Origin of the sequence: Subtercola boreus (assembly GCF_003399625.1) — a bacterium.
Classification (GTDB): domain Bacteria; phylum Actinomycetota; class Actinomycetes; order Actinomycetales; family Microbacteriaceae; genus Subtercola; species Subtercola boreus_C.
In genome coordinates this window covers 1-2,847 of record NZ_NBXA01000080.1, presented here as the reverse complement: position 1 = coordinate 2,847, position 2,847 = coordinate 1, and the positions used below count along the sequence as shown (strand labels likewise).

Annotated in this window: 3 protein-coding genes; 2 read left to right on the top strand and 1 reads right to left on the bottom strand. The window is 62.8% G+C overall.

Annotated elements, in window-relative coordinates:
* Positions 1 to 50 precede the first annotated feature (50 nt).
* Entirely contained in the window at positions 51 to 932 is an 882-nt protein-coding gene (locus tag B7R21_RS19365; protein WP_116284889.1) for a hypothetical protein, read from the bottom strand.
* A gap of 286 nt (positions 933 to 1,218) precedes the next feature.
* Here B7R21_RS19365 and B7R21_RS20345 point away from each other — a divergent pair, with 286 nt between their 5' ends.
* Both B7R21_RS20345 and B7R21_RS19355 read left to right on the top strand, forming a co-directional pair.
* Positions 1,219 to 1,722, top strand: coding sequence for a hypothetical protein (locus B7R21_RS20345; RefSeq protein ID WP_172592301.1), 504 nt, complete (start codon positions 1,219 to 1,221; stop codon positions 1,720 to 1,722).
* Between the two features lie 207 nt (positions 1,723 to 1,929).
* Positions 1,930 to 2,847 (top strand): IS256 family transposase (locus B7R21_RS19355; RefSeq protein WP_116284890.1); only part of this gene is annotated, 918 nt, incomplete at its 3' end.

Below are 2,847 nucleotides of genomic sequence, written 5' to 3'. Positions count from 1 at the left end.
GCTGGTACAACGCCCGCCGACGCCACTCCGGCATCGGCTACCTCAGTCCATTAGAGTACGAACGCCGCCAGCTCACACTGGCAGCCTGACCAACCAACCACCTGTCCGGGAAACGGGGTCAGCCTCAGCTTCACTTCGATTCCGGTGGTGGTGGTCTCAGCTACCGACCGGCAGGTTTCGGCGTATGCGCCGAGCTCGTCGTAGACGAGGAGGCAGACCTGACCGGATGGACTCAACGCTCCGTAGGTCGCTGCCTGGCCGGTCTCTGTCAGACCTCCAAGACGGTGAACACTGCTGACGACGACGTCGGTTGGCAGCGCAGCCACCGGCAAATCCCCATCACCCTGAGGAACGTTGAAGAGCTGATCAAGGGACGCGCCTGGTGCCGACTCGCCAGACGACGTCAGAGGCCGGACCCCGCTCTCCCGGACCAACGCGGGCACGATTACGACACCATTCACGAGCGCGACCGCAGAGAGACCCAATGCGACGAACAGCGGAACCATGCGCCGCCGTCTTGACGAGATGACGTAGATCAACCAGACGGTCAGGCCGGCCGCGCTTCCGATGACGCTGATAGCGGCTGCTGTCTCGAAGGGGGCAAAGAGCCCAAGCGGTATCGCCGTCAGGAACGGGGCGTCGCTGACCTGGAATGTGTACATGATCCGAACCAGATGGCTGTACGCCACAGCAACAACGCTCACGATTGACGATAAGACCCACCAGACAGAAGCCCGATTCGTTCGGCGCGGGCCCATGGGTTGTATCAGGACATCGTCTCGGGCGGCCGTGTCCTCGCGTTCCCGCAGACTCGCGAGCTCGCTCAAGGCCGCTTCTCTTTCGGCGGCCGACGAATCCGGACCAAAGGCGAGCCGCTGCAGCCGGTCTTCACGTCCCCGCGGGACTTCGGCTTGATCGTCGCTGCCGTCCATGCACCGAGCATAGAGCGATGCCTCGCGATCGCAGCCATCTTCTGCGTCTGCCGCGCGGTGAGAGCTCGACCACAGGGTCTACCGGCCAAACAGGGCGACTCAAGCCAGTTCCGCTGCCCTGTAGCGGTCCCACCGACGTCAGCGACAGCGGAATTGACGCGGGTTCCGTAAGCCGTCCCTCCTTTGGCTTCAGCGCTTCGAATATTTGCCATCTGTTCACCGTCTTGGTTTGAGGGGCGATGCGAAGCTTGGTCCCGTGACTATGGGTTGGACGCGAGCTGGATGGATGCTCTCCGGCACCGCGGTGGCAATGGCGCTTTCAGGGTGCAGCGCAACGGAATACCGCGGTGGCAACAGCGGAATCGATGGTGCGCTGTGGAGGCAAATCAAAAGTTTCGACGGACCATCCGATGTAGCTGCGGGCACACCCGCCGGATACCTGAACAGCTTCGATGGCCAACGCTGGGACGGAACTGACATGACGCTGCCAAACCTGAACGGAGGCGGCGCAGTGCTCTATGCCGTAACTATGACGGACGTAACCGCTTCATACTCGCTCTTCGTTGCATCCGGTCCGCGTCCTGACGCCGCAGCGGAAGGCAACCAGGCCTCCCTCGGACCGAGTCAGGTATACACCTGCTCGTCGGAACAGATCACGTTCGGATCCGCAACATCTGGAAGCCCAACCTTCTCGACTCGGAACATAGAGTTGGACGAATGTCCGGCCAGGCTTGTCGGGCTCCTACCGGAAGATGCCGCATTCGCCAGTAGTGAAGTTTTTCAAGGATAGGCATACCTCGAAAGCACCGCGGCGGCACCGGCTCAACCCAAGGCCTCATTTTCCAACGCCATTGTTCGACCCAAGGCTAGTTCAGGCAGTTGAGTCCCGCATAGTGGTGTAGCGCATGGTGGTCGTGAGCGTCGTTGCTGACGTGGACGCGGTCACCGTGTGATCCTTCGAGAAGTCTCTTACCTCCACTCGAAAGGCATCATCACGATGACCGCTCCACATATTGTCGACCCTGCCGGCCTCCTCAGCGAAGCCCTGACCGACGCGTCCCCGGATCTGATGCGCAGCCTGCTGCAAACCATGATCAACGCCCTCCTCTCCGCCGACGCTGACGCGGTCGTCGGCGCCGAGTGGGGCAAACCCTCACCCGACCGCACCTCGCAACGAAACGGGTACCGACACCGGGACCTCGACACCCGCGTCGGCACCATCGACGTCGCCGTTCCAAAGCTCCGGCAGGGCACATACTTCCCAGAATGGCTCCTCGAACGCCGCAAACGTGCTGAAGCCGCGATGATCACCGTGATCGCGGACTGCTACCTCGCCGGCGTATCCACCCGCCGGATGGACAAACTCGTGAAGACCCTCGGGATCCACTCCTTGTCGAAGTCGCAGGTATCCCGGATGGCGGCCGAGCTCGACGAGCACGTCGACCAGTTCCGGCACCGACCATTGAGCGATGCGGGCCCGTTCACGTTCGTCGCAGCCGACGCGCTGACCATGAAAGTGCGAGAAGGCGGCCGGGTCATCAACGCCGTCGTCCTCGTCGCCACCGGCGTCAACGCCGACGGTCGCCGTGAAGTCCTCGGCCTCCGGGTCGCCACGTCAGAGACCGGGGCCGCGTGGAACAGCTTCTTCGCTGACCTCGTCGCACGTGGCCTGAACGGTGTGCGACTCGTGACCTCTGATGCCCACCAAGGCCTGGTCGAGGCGATCGCGGCAAACCTGCCAGGCGCCAGCTGGCAGCGGTGCCGCACCCATTACGCCGCGAACCTCATGAGTGTGTGCCCGAAGAGTCTGTGGCCGGCGGTGAAGGCGATGCTGCACTCCGTGTACGACCAACCAGACGCCGATGCTGTGCATGCCCAGTACGACCGGCTCCTGGACTACGTCGACGGCAAACTC

Bases quoted from the DNA above. Each gene is read 5' to 3' on its own strand.
- B7R21_RS19365 (WP_116284889.1), bottom strand. From the start codon at position 932: ATGGACGGCAGCGACGATCAAGCCGAAGTCCCGCGGGGACGTGAAGAC.
- B7R21_RS20345 (WP_172592301.1), top strand. From the start codon at position 1,219: ATGCTCTCCGGCACCGCGGTGGCAATGGCGCTTTCAGGGTGCAGCGCA.